Source organism: Treponema sp. OMZ 790, assembly GCF_024181285.1.
Taxonomy (GTDB): Bacteria; Spirochaetota; Spirochaetia; order Treponematales; family Treponemataceae; genus Treponema_B.
Genome location: NZ_CP051201.1, coordinates 957,256 through 972,799 on the forward strand (window position 1 = coordinate 957,256; position 15,544 = coordinate 972,799).

Annotated in this window: 13 protein-coding genes and 3 tRNA genes; 4 read left to right on the forward strand and 12 right to left on the reverse strand. The window is 37.0% G+C overall.

Annotation, left to right across the window (positions count from 1 at the left end):
* The first annotated feature begins 39 nt into the window (after positions 1-39).
* Positions 40-113: transfer RNA gene (locus E4O01_RS04610), tRNA-Pro, on the forward strand.
* 74 nt (positions 114-187) lie between these two features.
* Here E4O01_RS04610 and E4O01_RS04615 read toward each other — a convergent pair.
* Both E4O01_RS04615 and E4O01_RS04620 read right to left on the reverse strand, forming a co-directional pair.
* Entirely contained in the window at positions 188-1,636 is a 1,449-nt protein-coding gene (locus tag E4O01_RS04615) for a hypothetical protein (protein ID WP_253694661.1), read from the reverse strand.
* A gap of 12 nt (positions 1,637-1,648) precedes the next feature.
* Entirely contained in the window at positions 1,649-3,805 is a 2,157-nt protein-coding gene (locus E4O01_RS04620; protein ID WP_253694662.1) for a hypothetical protein, read from the reverse strand.
* A gap of 192 nt (positions 3,806-3,997) precedes the next feature.
* Here E4O01_RS04620 and E4O01_RS04625 point away from each other — a divergent pair, with 192 nt between their 5' ends.
* Entirely contained in the window at positions 3,998-5,923 is a 1,926-nt protein-coding gene (locus E4O01_RS04625) for an AMP-dependent synthetase/ligase (RefSeq protein WP_256484122.1), read from the forward strand.
* Positions 5,924-6,045: 122 nt separating this feature from the next.
* On the opposite strand, the gene E4O01_RS04630 is transcribed toward E4O01_RS04625, so the two are convergent.
* The 10 genes from E4O01_RS04630 to E4O01_RS04675 all read right to left on the reverse strand — a co-directional run bounded on the left by E4O01_RS04630 (position 6,046) and on the right by E4O01_RS04675 (position 14,439).
* Positions 6,046-6,128: transfer RNA gene (locus E4O01_RS04630), tRNA-Leu, on the reverse strand.
* 77 nt (positions 6,129-6,205) lie between these two features.
* Positions 6,206-8,782 (reverse strand): penicillin-binding protein 1A, encoded by a 2,577-nt coding sequence (locus E4O01_RS04635; protein WP_253694663.1) that lies wholly within the window; start codon positions 8,780-8,782, stop codon positions 6,206-6,208.
* Positions 8,783-8,962: 180 nt separating this feature from the next.
* Positions 8,963-10,018 (reverse strand): lipid II:glycine glycyltransferase FemX, encoded by a 1,056-nt coding sequence (locus E4O01_RS04640; protein WP_253694664.1) that lies wholly within the window; start codon positions 10,016-10,018, stop codon positions 8,963-8,965.
* Between the two features lie 9 nt (positions 10,019-10,027).
* Complete coding sequence (locus tag E4O01_RS04645) at positions 10,028-10,939, reverse strand: M23 family metallopeptidase (protein WP_253694665.1); 912 nt, start codon at positions 10,937-10,939, stop codon at positions 10,028-10,030.
* A complete protein-coding gene (locus E4O01_RS04650) occupies positions 10,926-11,342 on the reverse strand; it encodes a hypothetical protein (protein WP_253694666.1) in 417 nt (138 codons plus the stop codon). The genes E4O01_RS04645 and E4O01_RS04650 overlap by 14 nt, the downstream gene beginning before the upstream one ends.
* A 53-nt stretch (positions 11,343-11,395) precedes the next feature.
* On the reverse strand, positions 11,396-11,566 hold the full coding sequence (locus E4O01_RS04655) for a DUF362 domain-containing protein (protein WP_002670897.1): 171 nt from the start codon (positions 11,564-11,566) through the stop codon (positions 11,396-11,398).
* Positions 11,567-11,921: 355 nt separating this feature from the next.
* Positions 11,922-11,994: transfer RNA gene (locus tag E4O01_RS04660), tRNA-Phe, on the reverse strand.
* Positions 11,995-12,074: 80 nt separating this feature from the next.
* Positions 12,075-12,845: an exodeoxyribonuclease III gene (locus E4O01_RS04665; protein ID WP_253694667.1), complete on the reverse strand. Its 771-nt coding sequence runs from the start codon at positions 12,843-12,845 to the stop codon at positions 12,075-12,077.
* Positions 12,846-12,869: 24 nt separating this feature from the next.
* Positions 12,870-13,616 (reverse strand): type I methionyl aminopeptidase, encoded by a 747-nt coding sequence (gene map / locus E4O01_RS04670; RefSeq protein WP_253694668.1) that lies wholly within the window; start codon positions 13,614-13,616, stop codon positions 12,870-12,872.
* Positions 13,603-14,439 (reverse strand): DnaJ domain-containing protein, encoded by an 837-nt coding sequence (locus E4O01_RS04675; RefSeq protein ID WP_253694669.1) that lies wholly within the window; start codon positions 14,437-14,439, stop codon positions 13,603-13,605. Before E4O01_RS04675 ends, map begins: the two co-directional genes overlap by 14 nt.
* Positions 14,440-14,578: 139 nt before the next feature.
* On the opposite strand from E4O01_RS04675, the gene E4O01_RS04680 reads away from it, so the two are divergent.
* Positions 14,579-15,046: a glutathione peroxidase gene (locus tag E4O01_RS04680; RefSeq protein WP_253694670.1), complete on the forward strand. Its 468-nt coding sequence runs from the start codon at positions 14,579-14,581 to the stop codon at positions 15,044-15,046.
* 72 nt (positions 15,047-15,118) lie between these two features.
* Positions 15,119-15,463, forward strand: a complete 345-nt coding sequence (locus tag E4O01_RS04685; protein WP_253694671.1) for a cupin domain-containing protein — start codon at positions 15,119-15,121, stop codon at positions 15,461-15,463.
* Positions 15,464-15,544 lie beyond the last annotated feature (81 nt).

Here is a 15,544-nt window from a genome sequence, read left to right on the forward strand (position 1 = left end):
TGACATTTTTTGTATTTTGCTATATTATATTCACCGTTACGGGCAATAGCGCAGTTGGTTAGCGTACAAGTCTGGGGGACTTGGGGTCCCCGGTTCAAATCCGGGTTGCCCGATAAAGAACTTCGTTTTTAAAAACGAAGTTCTTTTTTTTTGCAAAAAAAGCAGTCTTTTAGACTGCCTTTATCTTTTAATATCCGAATACCAGTTTTACTGCTGCTTCAGCACCGGCAGCTTTAAAGCTTTCCGTAAATGAAGGCGATGTCAAAGAAACAGCTGTTTCAACTCTGAAAATTCTTGTTTCCAAAAAAAAACCTGCCCCGTTTTTCCATACCCTATCTTCATAATTCATTGAAAGGTAAGTTCCCAATACCTTTAAAAATCGGCTTTCGATTTTAAGACCTGCATCTACATAAAAGGGCCTAAAACAATGACAGCCTATGCTCGGCGTAATAATCAAATAATCGTTAGAAAAAGGTCTTATATCCGAACTTACTGAAAGTTTTAAAGGCCGGAATATCTTTTTTTCCGGTAAATCGTATACTATCGGAGTTTCTGTAAAAGATCCGCCGGGAGGTTTTATTTTTGAGGCCTTGTCGGGTGTTATAAAATTATTCAGATATTGAATTATAGATTCTATTTTAAAATCTCCTTCGAATGTTTTTGAAAATCCTTTATTTAAATGTGCCGGAAAAAGCGGAATATTTATAAGATTAAAATTTATATTTGCGAGTTCATTAAATTTATAGGTACCGTAAAAACTAAAATCTACGCCTCCCTTCGATAAAATATCTTTTATATCTAATTTTGACTTGGGGTTTCCAAATATGGGAATATGAGAATACATATTAAGTTTTAATTTGCCTTTTAAAACTAATCGGCCGGTTATCGAATCCGTTAAAAATTCATAGTCACCGATATCGGATTCCATATAAAAGCCGGGTACAAAATAAGAAGTGCTGAGTCTGAATTTAAATGAGTTAAAACTCATGCCGTAAAAAATACCTGTTGATGCAAATGTTTGTGAATTGCCTAAGATTTTTCCTTTAAAATTGTTCGATGAAAGATTCCCTTTTGCCGCAAGATCGATTATATTTTTTGGTATATTTGAAAAAGTATAGGCTTCCGCTTTTACAAATATACCGAATTCAATTTTCGATTTTATATAAATGTTTAAATATATGTTTGCATCGGCAGCAGTCGATATTCCGAAACCCGCTTTGGGCAGCGTATTTGACATTTGCGATAAATCTATTTCAAGCGTTTTTTTAAATAAATCTTTAAATCTAAAATATGAATTTGAAGCTCCGGCTTTAAATTCGATGCCTAAAGCGAATGACTGTCTGCCGGTTTTTAAAAAAGGTTCTTTGGGCGGTTTTTCGGTTTCTATCGTTTTATCTTCATTTTCGATTAATGTTTCGGTAGATTCAGGTTCTTCTTCTTTAATATCTTCTTCGGTTTCATTCTCTTCGTTTTCAAAAGAATCGGTAAAATAATCTATTCCGTTTCTTATTCTAATTTCGTTGAGCATTGTCTCTGTTTGTTCGGTTAAATAATCTGATGAAGTTTCCGTATCTTCGGAATATATGTTTAGAAATATAAGTGAAATTACAGTGAATATAAAAATATATTTTTTCATTTAACTTACCTCTTAAAATTCATGGATTATATCCATATTCGTAACTGTGTAAGCCGAAAAGTTTAAAGCTCCGTTTTTTTTGAGTCTTTGATTTGATGCATTATCAAATTTAATATTTACTTCAATGGGAAACGGTATTCTTTTTTGAATTTCTTGTAATTCGTTTTGAGGTATTTTTATTTTGATTTCATTTTCTCCATCTTTTAATAAGATGTTTTTTTGGAATTGATGTATGCCGTTTTCTTTCCAATCGGGATTTAAAATCTCTGCTTTAAGGTTAATACCTAATTGATTGTTATATTTTATTACAAGTTCCAGTTCTTTTGTTTTATTGATAATATCATCAATATTTTTATTTGCTTCTTTGCGTGAAAATATATCTTTAATCGATATAATTTTTTTTGTTATGGCACGGTTTAAAGTTGCATCAGCTTTAATATCAAAAACAATGTCGATATTAAATTGCGCTCTTCCGTTGTTTTTTTCTAATGCTTTTTTTGAAACAATGAGTTTTTCTAAACTTGAATTAACATCAAACTGCATTTCGGCTGCCTTTTTTGCAAAAATATTTTTTATATCGATATCGGTATTAAACAAGCTTGCCTTTGAAAAGTTTGTTTTGTATGCAGATACTTCCGAAAAATCGGGTCTTGCTTCTACAAAGGATACCTCTCGGCTCTGGTTTTGAATTATATCTATATGTGAAAAATTTGTTTCATTTTTCGGCTTATATAAAAGTTCTATGTTTGTGTTAAGCGTAGGTTTATCTTCCATTTTAATAATGTTTGAATTAAGATAAATATAAGCGGCTGCAGGTTTTGGATCGATATTATCTAAATACTCATTGTCCTTAAATATATTTAAGATCATAGGATTTTTCGGGATTTTACTTTTGATGGTGTTATTAGGCTGTGCAGGTTTTATACAAGCCTTGTTCCAGTCAAAGTTTACGGTAATCTTTCCGCCTAAAGAATATGTATGTTTATTTTTTATATTTTGTAATTTTAAGATTTTAGGATTTGCCGAAGTATGAGATTCCGGAAAACCCAGATTCGCTGTAAAGTCTAATTGAGTTAACCCGCCGAGTTCCAATTTATAATTATCTTTTTTAATCATATTATATGTTTCTGTATTATTTTGATCGGTAGTTACAAAGGTGTGAGAGCCATTACCTATCGGTGGTGATTCAATAGTAATATTTATATCATTTCCTTTTGGTAAGTTATTTGTAAGTTCGATATCTGCCGAAATGCTGTTAAATTCTATCCAGTCTACAAGATTTTTTAAATCTGTGCTGATTGGTTGTGTAACCGTGTAATCAAGATTCAGATCTTTTTCAATCGTAATCTCTTCAAATGTATTTATAGCACTTGCAATGTTTAAAGTTAAGTCTCCGCTTCCTTGGTAACCGGCAGGTATTGTTCCTGTTATTTTTATCTTTCCTGCAATAGTTATAGGATCACTTGGTTTTAGTATTAAACCTTTTAAGCCCAGTTCTCCTTCCACATTCGAATTAGTCTTGTTTGTAAAATTTTTAAAATTAATACCATTACTTCTCACTTCTATCCCGGTATAATCAATGTTTATTGTATTTGGTAAATTAGCTCCTGATACTGAAATATTTAGTTTTCCTTCTGCAATTTTGGCTTCTTTAAAACTTCCTGCCGTAAATGATAGTTCCTGGAAATTTTGAATAGGAATTTCTATCGGCTGTGCCGACAGCGGAATATCGTTTCCGCTGATGTTATCTGGAATTTCCACTCCGGTCAATTTTTTACTTCTTCCAATGTTAATTTCAGGAATGTTTATTTCAATGTTGTCAATATTTTTTTCGATAGTGCCCGGTGCAAAATTTTTGATTTTATCAACATAGTTACGCATGTCGACTTCTGTTCCGGTAATAGGGTAATGTACCAAATAATGTAAAGTATTGGCTTCATCTCCATATTCATATACTTTAATGGAATCAAGTTCTTCTACGTTTCCTTTTAGTGCGGTTTCGACCGATTTTTTCGTGATAAAATCGTCAACATTTATCCGACTTGTTCCCAGATTAATCTTTATTTGCGGGGAGGCTTTTATTCTGACTTTTTTAAAAAAGCCTTGTTTACATGATGTTAAAATAAGCAATATTAGAATAGCCGAAAATATATTCCTTTTGTGTTTCATTGTTTGTGTCTCCTCGATATTTTCGTAAATCTGACGGGTAAGAAAACGGCATAAAGTCTTTTTCTTAAACCTTATGAGAATATCAATTTTCTCTATAAAAGTCAATAGGTAAGAGCAAGATTTTTTTGTATTAATGCTTATATTTTTCATTTATATATTGATATATTCTTATATTTATGATAGCATTTAGTTATGAAAACTCTTGATAAATCATTACCGTTGTTGTTAAAACGGATTTCTGAAAAATATCCCGATATAAGGGCGCAAATGTTTAAGGGAGAGGATAAGGAATTCCGAAGCCTTTCTTATAAAGAACTTTATGAGGCAACTCTCGATTTTGCTGCCGGATTGCTTTCGATTGGAGCTAAACCTAAGGACCATATAGGTCTTATAGCCGATAACCGTAAAGAATGGCTTCATGCAAGTTTTGGAATTATGAGCATAGGAGCTGCAGATGTTCCGCGAGGCTGTGATGCAACCGAACAAGAGATAACTCACATTCTTTCCTTTTCGGAATGTAAATTTGCCGTTTTGGAAAACGAGGCTCAGGTCAAAAAAGTTTTGAACAATATAGCCGAAATTCCTCTATTGGAATCGATTATCGGTATTGAGAGTGCAGATTTTAAAAAGCTTATTGAAGAATATAAAATTCAAGAAAGAAAGATCAGATTTTATACCTATGCAGACATCATCGAATTAGGAAAGAGTGCAAGAATCGAAGGCAAATTCAAACCTGAAGAATATGCCGAAAACGTTGATACCGATGATTTGGCATCTATAATTTTCACTTCTGGAACAACCGGAAATCCTAAGGGTGTTACAATGACTCATAGGAATTTTATGACGCAGCTTGTTGAGCTTCCCGATAGGATTATCCTTAAACCCGGTCAAAAAGCTATATGTGTTCTTCCTGTCTGGCACTCATTTGAAAGAGCCTGTGAGTATGTTATAATGATTTCAGGCGGTACTATTGCTTATTCAAAGCCTATAGGAAGTGTTCTTTTAGCCGATATGATAAAGATAAATCCGTCTCTTTTTCCCTCTGTTCCTCGAATATGGGAGGCCGTTTATGACGGTATATTTAAGGCAATGAAAAAAAGGGGCCGCCCGCTTTATTATCTTTTCCTATTCTTTATTGATGTAGGAATAAAGACAATGAGGTTAAAGCGCAGAGTAACAGGTCAGTGTCCTCATTTTCAAAAAAGAAGTAAGTTTATATATCCGGTATTGGCCCTTCTCCCTCTTTTGTGCATAGCCCCTCTTTATTATATAGGAGACCTACTTATTTACCGCACAATCCGCAAAAAGTTCGGTAAATGTTTTAGAGCAGGTGTTTCAGGCGGAGGTGCATTGCCTCCCAATGTTGACGAATTTTTTTGGGCAATACGCATAAGCGTTATGGAAGGTTACGGTATTACCGAAACGGCTCCCGTAATTTGTGTCCGTCCCATGCCTAAGCCGGTTTTCGGTACGCTGGGTAAACCCCTTGCATGTTTTGAATCCAAAATTATAGATAAAAATGGCAAGGAATTGCCTCATAACAGAAAAGGATTGCTTCTTGTCAGAGGTGATGCCGTAACAAAGGGCTATTATAAGGATCCGGAAAGAACTGCAGAAGTCATAGATAAGGACGGATGGTTTGATACAGGCGACCTTGCAATGAAGACAATTGACGGGGAATTAATTCTTAAAGGAAGGCGAAAAAATACTATAGTTTTGCGCGGCGGAGAGAATATTGAGCCTGTGCCCATTGAAGTAAAACTGCAAGAGTCTCCTTTAATTTCGATTGCCGTTGTTTTAGGTCAAGATCAGAGAGGTTTGGGAGCATTGATTGTAGTCAACAAAGAAAATCTCCAATCATGGGCTGCGAATAACGGTCTGCGTAATGTTCCTGTCTCGGAACTTGTATGTGATCCGAATGTTCAAAAAATGTATGAGGCTGAAGTCGCCGAGCTTGTTAATTCAAAAACAGGATTTAAACTTTTTGAAAGAATAAATAAGATTGTTCTTATTCCTGAAGAATTTCAGGCAGGAAAGGAGTTGTCAGCAAAGGGCGAGATGATGCGCCATAAAATAAATCAGCTTTACCGCAAAGAAATATACGAGCTTTTTAAATAAGCCTTTAACACAAAGTGTATAAAGCTTAGCATAAAGCCCTTATAAGATTATTTCTTATAAGGGCTTTTTTGTGTTTAAAAACGATTATGCAAAAAAAAAGAACTCAAAACTTTGAGTTCTTTTGCGGCGAACTGGACTTGAACCAGCACACCCGTTAAGGCATCAGCACCTCAAGCTGACGTGTCTACCATTCCACCACCGCCGCAACTGAAAAGGATTTTATCAGATAATCAAAAAAAAGTCAATAGGAGATAAAAACTAAATTTTATTTCCTATTAAATATTATATCCAAGGATTTTCCGTTTCATCGGTATTTTGGTTATCGTCATTGGCAGCATTCGATGTATCTTCGTTTTCATTTATTTTTTCTCCGTTTGCCGGAGCTCCGTCTGCCGGAGGATCTATAAAAATTGAAGGATCTATTTCTATAGGTTCTATGTCTACCTTAATTTCTTCTTCACCTTGGGCCATTCCCGATCCCTTGATTCTGTCTATACCCATATCCCTAAGCTTTATACCTGTCGTATGTTCGGTACAAACTTCAGAAGGCTGAGTTCCATAAAGGAAGGGTAGTGTGATGGTTTCATCGGTGCAGTTCTCCGATGGCAGCATTCCGGATTTTTTACATACATCAACCATTATAACGCCTTTTTCAGGCCGTACGAAATCTTTAAAAGGTTTATTTTTATGGACTTCCCTCATAAAGTTAGCTGCAACATATCCTGATAGTGCGGCTCCTGCATTATCGGTTCCAAGCGAATAACTTCCGCGGTCAAAACCGTACCAAACAACTGCCGAGTAGTACGGAGAATATATAGCCGTCCATGAGTCTGCCCAGTTTTGGGTTGTTCCCGATTTTGCGGCCATCGGCATTCTAAATATCTTTCCCGTTTTTTCGTTTTTATAATCGAATTTTTTACCGCCGGAAGAAGCTCCGTAAAGGGTTCCCAAGGTAAGAGTCTTTTTAAGAATTTCCGTCATAATAAAGGCATTGCTGGGGCTTATAACCTGCATTGCAGCTCCGCGTTTTCTTTGTTCGATTCTTAAATCCAATTCCGGATCCATTATCGTAACTCCATCCCTGTCTTCTATTGCTCTTACGGCTATCGGGTCTACAGCCCTTCCTTGATTTCCGAATACTGCAAAGGCTCTTAAAAGCTGAACAGGAGTTACGGCACTTATTCCGAGGGCTAAGGGATATACTTTTTCAAAGGTTTTATCTATTTCCGCAGGGTCGGTAATGCCCATGAGGCTTGCGATACGGTCTATAGCTCTGTCAAAACCTACAAGTTCCAAAGTTTTAATTGCCGGAATATTTAAAGAGAGGGGTAAGGCCTTATATACAAGAACGGTTCCGTTCCATTTACCGCTGTAGTTGTTAGGAATATATTGTACTCCGTCTGCCGATTCAAAAACTTGAGGAGTGTCATCAAGTCTTGTGGCTGCGGTAATTATTTTTTCGTCAATAGCAGCCGAGTATATCAAAGGTTTTATTGTACTTCCTACCTGAAGTTTTGACTGGGTTGCTCTGATAAGCTGGTTGGTCTCGCTGTATTTGCTTCCCCCTATGATTGCTGTTATATAACCCGTTTCATTTTCTATCGAAATAAAGGTTCCTTCTACAACTCTTTCTTTTAAAACTTCCTGTGTCTTAGCTGTAGATTGTTTTGTAAGAGTTTTCAGGTTGTCTATACCGCACATTAAAGCGAGCACATCTATTGTGTCGTTTAATTTTTTTCGGTAATAAGAATTGGTCTTTACCTTGAGCTGCTTTTCTCCGAGGCTTAACGATTCTATTCCGAAACAAAGGCTTAAAAGGGAAGTCAGATTGCTGTAGTGCTCCGCTTGACTGAATGAAGCCGAGGTTGAAGCGGAAACTCTATCGTTTGCCGTAGTAATATATTTTTGGAATTCCTTATCGGCAATTTCCTGATGCCGTAAATCGCAGGTTGTGTGTACCGTGTACCCGTCTTTATATAGGTTCATTGTACCGTATAACATATTGTCTGCAACTTCTCGTCTTACATATTCGGAAAACCACGCTGCTTTGTCTTCCCGTGTAAACCATGCCGATAAGGCAATTCTGGTATAGTCAAAATTCGCCCAGTAATCTTCAAAGGATTCTCTTGCTTCTTCTTTGGTGATAAAGCCCAGATTGACCATATTTTGAAGAACATTTTCCTGTCTTTCTTTTGCCCTGTTCGGATAATTGAAAGGATTGTATCTTGTCGGATTTGAAAGCTGTATGATCAAGATAGCCGCTTCTGCCGGCGTAACTTCTGCTGCGGAACGGCCGAAATAAAAGCGCGAAGCCGCACTTACTCCGTTTGTGCCCCCTCCAAAATAAGCTTCATTTAGGTAGAGCATCATAATTTCATCTTTTGAGTGCCGCCTTTCCATTTGGATAGCCCACCAAAGTTCTTTTATCTTTCTTCCAACTCTTTTATCTGTTCTGTCACAATATAGAAGTCCTGCAATCTGCTGAGTGATTGTACTTCCGCCTCCTAAAGACCTTCCGGTAAGCTGTCCTATTACGGCCCTGATTATTGATTTTATTCTAAAACCTTTGTGCTCGTAAAAGAGGCGGTCTTCACGGGCTAAAAGAGCTGCAATCAGGTTAGGTGAAATGTCTCTGTAGTTGATGAGCTCTCTTTTTTCATCCAAAGAAAATTCGGTTATAAGATCGCCCCTTATGTCCAATATTCTTGACGGGAGGGCAGGATTGAAGTCAACAAATAATTCGCTTTGTTTTATGTTTTTTGTAAGTGCCAGCATTTTTCCGAGAGCGAAAGCTCCTCCGGCTAAAACCAAAAAAATCAAAATAAGATATAGGTATATTATCTTGTTAAGCTTATTCATACTTTATATAAGAACATAAATTTAAGTTTTTTACAAGGGGGTTTGGAATTTTGTTTCAAGATATAAAAAAAGAGCCGGTTTAAAAAACCGGCCCGCCCATCAGGCTGTCGGCGGACGGTGGGTGGGAGGGGAACCATCCGCCGATATTTATTTATCGGCGGAGAATCAAAAAACTTAAAGCTATCTTCGCTTATTTTTTAAAATAATCCATCTGATTTTATCTGCAATGTTAAAGAGTTTGTACATGAACGGTTTATAAACAAGGTCGAATGTTCCTATGTATTCCACCAATTGAGGCTTATATCCTGCCTTAAATTTATGAAAGCCGTACCATGAATTCTCTGTATCGGGATTTGGACCTAAGCAGCCCCAAAGGTCAAAAAGAGAGCAATTTAAGTTTTTTCCGTATTTAATTGCTTCCCACATTATTAGATTATTCGGCATCAATTCCCGATGGCTGTTTCCTGAGGCTCCATAGGGGTAATAAAGTTTCCCGTTAAATTTAAAGAGTATCCATGCGGTTAAAACTTCTTCTCCATAAACGGCTTCAAATATTCTTAGACTTTCTTTCGGAAATATTTTAAACATTTGCCTAAAATATTTTCCGTTGTGATTAAAAAATCCCTGTCTTTTTGTGGTTTCTTCCATCAGCCTTATATAGTCTTCCATGCCTTCTTCGGTGCTTTTGTCGATTACACTTACTCCTTTTTTTTCGGCAAGACGGATATTGTACCTTGTTTTGGAATGAAAAGAGGCTAAAAGTTCGTCTTCGGTTTTTTCGATATTTAAAAGAAAATTATATTTTTCAAAAAAAGGTTTTCCGATTTTTGCTCCGTTTTTTAACAAAAAATTTATTTTTTCTTCAAAAAAATTTCCGGGTAAAAGGGACGTTTCGGTTGAAGACTCAGTTTCGGATACGGGTTTAAAGATATCCGGTTCTATTTTTATAAAAACCGCATTATGTTTTTTCCCAGCTTTTTTTAAGGCTTCAAGGCATTCAAAATCAGGCATTACGGTTTTTGAAGCTATGCCGACCGTATAATTAGTCTTGGGTATTTTAGAAAAAATAATCTGAATTCCGCTTTTTAGTTTTCCGTCTTCAAAAAAACCTATTCTTTCAGCCGCTGCTCCCATGCTTTCCTTAAAGTCGCCCCAAATCCATGATTGGATGGGGTGAGGTGCAAGCTTGTCGAATTCGTCTTTATATTCGGATGTTAAGAGTTTAGTTTCTTTCATAAAAAATTCCTATTTATTTTTGTTTACAAAATTGGCAGGATTTTTTGGTATACCTTGCTCATGTATTTCAAAATGAAGATGAGGGCCCGTTGACATTCCGGTAGATCCTACGGCTCCTATGATTTTACCCGATTTTACGGTTTCATTCAAGGTCACATAAACCTTACTCAAATGACCGTAAAGACTTATTCTTCCATCGGTGTGGGCTAAAATGATGTAGTTTCCGTAAACATTGCTATAAGAGATTTCTTTTATTCTGCCTGCAGCACATGCCATGACAGGGCTCCCTGTGGGGGCTGCAAGGTCTATTCCCGGATGGTAGCCGGTTTTACCCGTAAACGGATCCTGTCTTTTGCCGAAGCCTGAAGTAAGAACAGCTTCTTTAAGAGGAAACCTATAAAATGGCATAAAGAAAAAAGCTCTTATTGTTCCGTCAAAAATTTCTCCCGGAAAACAAAAGATATCTCTTTTTCCCTCCATTCCGTATATTTTTATTTTTACAGGTTCAAGTTTACTTTTTTTAAAAAAAGCTTCGGTAAGTTTTTCGATACTTGAAATGGATTTTCCGGGAAGGTAAACAGCCGGCATTGTAGGAAGAATAAGATTCTGTCCCGAAATATCGGTTTGAACAGATTCAATTCTGTTTAATGTAACTATTGCATCATAAGGAATGGAGCAGCGGGCCGCAATTTTTATTATGGTGTCTTCACCGGTTGCCTTATAAGTGTAAAATCTGAGCGGGAGTTCATTTCCGGTTTTGGCTGCGGCCAAGGCTTTACGGGCATCGGCTACATCATCACTGTATTGAACAAAAATATGGTCATCAATATTTAATTTTTCTATGTGAGGGTAGGGGATTTGGGCATACATGAAGGATGCCGATAAAAAAAAGGAAAAAACAAGAAATTTAAAGACCTTCATTACCGTTATTTTTTGTTTGATCAATACCGAATGCCAAAAAACCGTAAATTACAAAAATCAAAACAAGCACAATTAGTGCCGGTATCTTATTGAAAGTTAAAACCAAACCTATGCATAATAGGAGTCCTCCTATTACGGTTATTTTTTTTAAGATGGAAATGATGAGTCCGCGAGGGCTTTTTTTGTATGCCTTAATTACCGATTTTATTAAAAGGTAAAAAATTCCGCATACAAACAGGCTTATGGAAATTATCGTGTACAGACCCGTATTTGTAACAGCCAGCTTCCACAAAGGATAGGCTACCGCGATACCTGCGAGTATACACACTCCGGCTATTGCCGAAAAGGTCAACAGACCGAAAAGAACGGCCCCGTATCCCTTGATGATTTTTCCAATATTCATAAAGCCCTCCAGACTCGTGATTGAGGTTAATTCTCCTTAAAATTTAAGGCGGATTATTCCTCTGAGATTGCTTCAACAGGGCAAACGCCTGCGCAAGCACCACAGCTGATACAGGTATCAGCATCAATTACGTGTTTGCCGCCGGCTTCGCTGATAGCGTTTACGGGGCATTCACTTTCGCACGCGGCACAGTTCGTGCATTCGTTAGAAATTTTATAAGCCATTTGCATACTCCTTATGATAAATTTCCATATTTTTATTATAACATTTACACATAAAAAAGGCAAGGTCTCCCATGAAACTCAGAAACTTGAGTAAAAAAAAAAGAGATTGGCAGTTTTGCCAATCTCTAAATTAAACGTCCTTGAAATAAGATTCAAAACGTATCATTTTATCGGTTAAAAAAAACGGCATCCGGATGTCAAAATGATGCCGTCTGTAAATCCGACCGTTATTTATATTATCGGGTATATTTAAAAAAAACTTAAATTTTTTATTCAAAATATGTTAAAAAAGACGGTATTTTATGATTATTTTCAATAAAAAAAGGGATATAAGATAATCTTATATCCCTTTAAGTGCCGTCGGACAGAATCGAACTGTCGACACAAGGATTTTCAGTCCTTTGCTCTACCGACTGAGCTACAACGGCGTAACACAGGCGATATTATCAGTTTTTCTAAATTATGTCAATAGATTTTTCAAATCTTTTTCCAATAAATCGCCTTTAGTTTAGTAGATTAACTTGACGGGGCAGTGATCTGAGCCCATTACTCCGTCCAATATGATAGAATCCTTTATTTTAGGTAAAAAAGAATCATTTACGCAGTGATAATCAAGCCGCCACCCGATGTTTTTTTCTCTGGCTCTAAAGCGGTAGCTCCACCATGTGTATTTTTCTGGTTCTTGGCAAAAGTGCCTAAAAGTATCGGTATAGCCTGATGAGGTAAACTCATCCATCCAAGCCCTTTCTTCAGGAAGATAGCCGGGATTTTTTTCGTTGCTCTTAGGATTTGCTAGGTCTATCGGCTTATGGGCTATGTTGTAGTCCCCGCAAAGGATTACGTTGTTTCCTTTTTTTTGAATGGAATCGCAGAATTCGAGAATGGCTGCGCAAAAGTCCAGCTTGTAGCCTAGGCGGGCTCCTCCGTCTTGCGAGTTGGGAAAATAAGCCGAAATAATAGAAATCTTGTCAAAGTCGGCTACCAAGACCCTTCCTTCATCGTCGAATTCTTTTAAACCCATTGTTCTTACCTGCAAGGGTTCTTTTTTTGTAAATACGGCAGTTCCCGAATAGCCTGCCTTCTTTGCTGAAGCCCAATAGGCAAAATATCTTCCGTTCGGGAGCTCAGGTTCCGTAAGCTCCTTGCTGAGTTGAGGCTTCGCTGCTTTTGTTTCCTGCACGCAAAGTACATCGGGATTTTCGGTATTAAGCCAATCCAAAAAGCCTTTTTTTTCTACGGCCCTGATGCCGTTTACATTCCATGAAATAATCGAATTCATAAAAAAATTCCTTAACTATAATTGTTATAACTGCGACAAAATTTCTGTGTGGTCTTCAAAGATTGCAACGGTATGCTCCATGTGGCATGAAACTGACCTATCGGCTGTTACGACAGTCCATCCGTCTTTTTTTACCTCGACATCGGCTGTTCCCATGTTAATCATGGGCTCTATTGCAACGACCATTCCTGCCCTCAGCCGTGGATTCGGCCTCATTCTTTCGGGTACGTTCGGAATGCTCGGGTCTTCGTGCACGCCGAGGCCTACTCCGTGTCCGCAATAGTCATAAACAACCCCGTAATTATGGGAACTTGCCAGATTAAAGACAGCCTTCGAAATATCGGAAACTCTTTTGCCTGCCTTACATGCTTCGATTCCTGCGTAAAGACACTGAGTGGTAACTTCCAAAAGTTTTAGGTTTTCCTTTGAAACATTTCCGACAGGGTAGGTTACGCAGGCATCGCTTATGTAGCCCCCAAGGTCGATTCCTATATCCATCGAAACAAGGTCTCCGTCTTTTACTATTCTTTTTCCCGGAAGACCGTGAATAACCTCTTCATTTATCGAAATACATGCTGCCCCCGGAAAACCTTCAGAATACCAAGCAGGAACACCTCCGATTTTTTTTATATAGCTGACACAAAAATCATCAAGTTCTTTTGTAGTCATACCGGGTTTTATTACCGGTTTTAATTCTTCAAAAAGTCGGGCAAGAGCCTTACAGGACTTTCTGATACCGTTAATTTGTTCTTCCGTTTTAATTATAATCATAGCGATTCTCCAATTGATTTTGAATAATTTTAATGCCCCTTAATTTGGGGCTGAGCAGTATTGCCTCATTTAAGCATTGAGAGGCTCTATATGTGTCCCCAAACCTATAATATATTTCGGACATACGTTTAAGAATGTTAGCTCTATCTATCTTTTTAAAGCCTAATTCCAGAGCAGCTTCATAACAGTCTAAGGCAAGCTCGTCTTCGGTATACCTATGCAGTTTATCGCTTATTATGGATTTTATCAAGCCGGTAACCTCAGGAAAAAAATGTTTAAAATAGGGCTTTTGTTTTTCCAAGTAAAAGATTTCTTCCAAAAGCAAAAAAGACTCATAATATTCTCCGCGGAAATAAAGTTCTTCTGCAAGGACAAAGCCGCAGTCCATAAAATCTTCTTTATTAAAATACTTTGAAAGATAAAAGCCTCCTGCCTCGCTTCTTCTTTTATTGTATTCTTCTACGGCAGACTGTTCCAATCCGTGGAAAAGATCAAAAAAGATGAGTTTAGCCCGGCTTTCGTAATCCGTTTTTTTTAAAAGCCAAAGCCTGTAGTCGAAGCTTTCCGCCGCATTTTTTTTTGAAAAAAAATCGAAATAATCAAAAGGGTTTTCGCCCGCCGTTTTTTCTTTTAAAAGACTTTGATAGGCATTTAAAAGAAGCCTCATAGCCGATTCGGATTTTTCCTTTTCTTCTTTTGTCTTATTTTGAGTTAAGTCCGGATGGTGAAGCTTAGCTTTTTTTCTAAAAGCCGTCTTTATCTCGGCCGGTGAAGCCTCAGGCGAAACTCCTAAAATGGCATAATTATCGTTTTTTTTCATCATAGAACCCGTGATGATAGCATTTATTTAGGCCGATGTCTAGTAGAAAAAATCGATGGAATTCTTTTAAAAAAATTTGATTTTTCTTAAAACTCTTATTAAATTTCTATTTATATAAAGCTAATTTTTAAGGAGAAATCTAATGGGAATTTATGATTATACTGTTAAAGACAGTTTTGGGAATGACTTTTCTTTTAAAGACTACAAAGATTATGTCATTTTAGTCGTGAATACGGCTTGCGAGTGAGGTCTTACCCCTCACTTCCAAGGTTTGGAAGCATTGTACAAAGAATACAAGGATAAGAAATTCCTTGTTGCAGCCTTTCCATGTAATCAGTTCGGAGGGCAGGACCCCGGAACAAACGAAGAAATAAGGAATTTTGCTCAAAGCAAGTACGGGGTTTCTTTCCCCATAATGGCAAAGATTGAAGTTAACGGTGAAAATACCGAACCTCTTTTTTCTTTTTTGAAAAAAGCTTCTAACGGTGAAGACATCAAATGGAATTTTGCCAAATTCTTAGTCGATAAAACGGGAGAAAAAGTCACAGCTTATGCACCGACTGTTGCTCCTGAAGACTTAAAAAAAGATATCGAAAAACTTTTGAAATAAGATTTTTGATTGACGGCACTTCATTCCTGTGGTATAATTCTTCATTGAAATAAAAACATTTGAGGTGATTTTATGATAATAAACAAAAATGAAGTGCCGAAAAAAGTTAAACCCAATCTCCGCGGCGGTAACGGTGAGATAAGCGTAATAGAATTTTTAAGTGTCAGATCGGTCAAAAACTGCCGTATGTTTTCCGAAATGACTGTTCCGGTTGGAGCAAGTATAGGAGAGCACGTGCATACAGGTGAAACCGAAATCTACATTATCCACGAAGGCAAAGGTCTTGTTACGGATATGGGTGAAAAGCAGGAAGTCGGTCCCGGCGATGTAGTAATTACCGAGGATAATCAACTTCACAGTCTTGAAAATACAGGTGCTGTTCCCATGGTGTTAACAACTCTTGTAATAACGCATTAAAAGAATTACCCGGCTAAATATATAAACCCTTATAGATAATTTTAAAATTTATTATTGCGTTTTTTTTGACTTTGGTATATA

Coding starts and splice junctions, on each gene's coding strand:
- E4O01_RS04645 (WP_253694665.1), bottom strand. CDS start 10,939: ATGAAGGTCTTTAAATTTCTTGTTTTTTCCTTTTTTTTATCGGCATCC.
- E4O01_RS04620 (WP_253694662.1), bottom strand. CDS start 3,805: ATGAAACACAAAAGGAATATATTTTCGGCTATTCTAATATTGCTTATT.
- E4O01_RS04635 (WP_253694663.1), bottom strand. CDS start 8,782: ATGAATAAGCTTAACAAGATAATATACCTATATCTTATTTTGATTTTT.
- E4O01_RS04665 (WP_253694667.1), bottom strand. CDS start 12,845: ATGAATTCGATTATTTCATGGAATGTAAACGGCATCAGGGCCGTAGAA.
- E4O01_RS04625 (WP_256484122.1), top strand. CDS start 3,998: ATGAAAACTCTTGATAAATCATTACCGTTGTTGTTAAAACGGATTTCT.
- map (WP_253694668.1), bottom strand. CDS start 13,616: ATGATTATAATTAAAACGGAAGAACAAATTAACGGTATCAGAAAGTCC.
- E4O01_RS04675 (WP_253694669.1), bottom strand. CDS start 14,439: ATGATGAAAAAAAACGATAATTATGCCATTTTAGGAGTTTCGCCTGAG.
- E4O01_RS04640 (WP_253694664.1), bottom strand. CDS start 10,018: ATGAAAGAAACTAAACTCTTAACATCCGAATATAAAGACGAATTCGAC.
- E4O01_RS04685 (WP_253694671.1), top strand. CDS start 15,119: ATGATAATAAACAAAAATGAAGTGCCGAAAAAAGTTAAACCCAATCTC.
- E4O01_RS04615 (WP_253694661.1), bottom strand. CDS start 1,636: ATGAAAAAATATATTTTTATATTCACTGTAATTTCACTTATATTTCTA.
- E4O01_RS04655 (WP_002670897.1), bottom strand. CDS start 11,566: ATGGCTTATAAAATTTCTAACGAATGCACGAACTGTGCCGCGTGCGAA.
- E4O01_RS04650 (WP_253694666.1), bottom strand. CDS start 11,342: ATGAATATTGGAAAAATCATCAAGGGATACGGGGCCGTTCTTTTCGGT.